The sequence below is a fragment of the Mycobacterium asiaticum genome (assembly GCF_001673315.1).
GTDB classification, from domain to species: Bacteria; Actinomycetota; Actinomycetes; order Mycobacteriales; family Mycobacteriaceae; genus Mycobacterium; species Mycobacterium asiaticum_B.
This window is the reverse complement of the sequence record NZ_LZLQ01000089.1, coordinates 1-738: the sequence shown is the minus strand read 5'-3', so window position 1 is coordinate 738 and position 738 is coordinate 1. Positions and strand designations below refer to the sequence as shown.

The 738-nt window shown below is 67.9% G+C and carries 1 protein-coding gene; it reads right to left on the bottom strand.

Translation table 11 applies throughout. The features are described from left to right. A partial coding sequence (locus tag A5636_RS13685; RefSeq protein ID WP_155763806.1) for a DUF222 domain-containing protein occupies positions 1-723 on the bottom strand: 723 nt, incomplete at its 3' end. Positions 724-738 lie beyond the last annotated feature (15 nt).

Sequence of the window (738 nt, the reverse complement as noted above, 5' to 3'; positions counted from 1 at the left end):
GCGGGCCACCTCGGTGTCCCAGCCGGCCTCGATCAGGGCCAGGAACGCGTCGGCGGTGCCCGGCAGCGGCGGCCGGGACTCGAAAACACCCGTGCCGCCGCTGCCGGTGCCGCTGCCGGAGCCAATGTCGCTGTCGGTGTGGTGGTCGCGTTTCCACGCCGCGATCAGCGCGTCGCGGTGCGAAGCCAGGGCGGCATCGAATTTCGCGGCGTCGTGGTGGTCGAGCTTGATGCGGTAGCAGCTGCCGACCTCATCGGAGGTCTTGCTGATCACCGGCCGCGCCGGGGGCGCGACCGGGTCGGGTTCGGGTCGGGGTTCGAGGTTGACCGCGGTGCGCAGCTGGTTGACCGTGGCCACCGCGGCCAACTGCGCGTAATGCTCATCCGAGCCCGCACCGGCCCGGGAGGCGATGACACCGACCTGATCCAGTGAGAACCGGCCCTCGCGCATCCCCTGCACACAGCGCGGGAACTCCTCCACCCGGCGCGCGATGGTGGTGATCGTTTTCGCATTAGCCGAAGACGAAGCGGTCTTCCAGGCCACCAACGACTCCACCGAACGCGCCCCGGTCATCCCGCACAACTCATCGCGCTCCAGCTCGGCCACAATCTCCACGATCTGCCCGTCAATGGCGTTGCGCTGACCGGCCAACTCCGCCAACTGCTCGAACAACACCGCCAAGCGCTCTTTAGGACTCACCACAGCCGACGCACCCGAAGACATAACCCCATCATCACA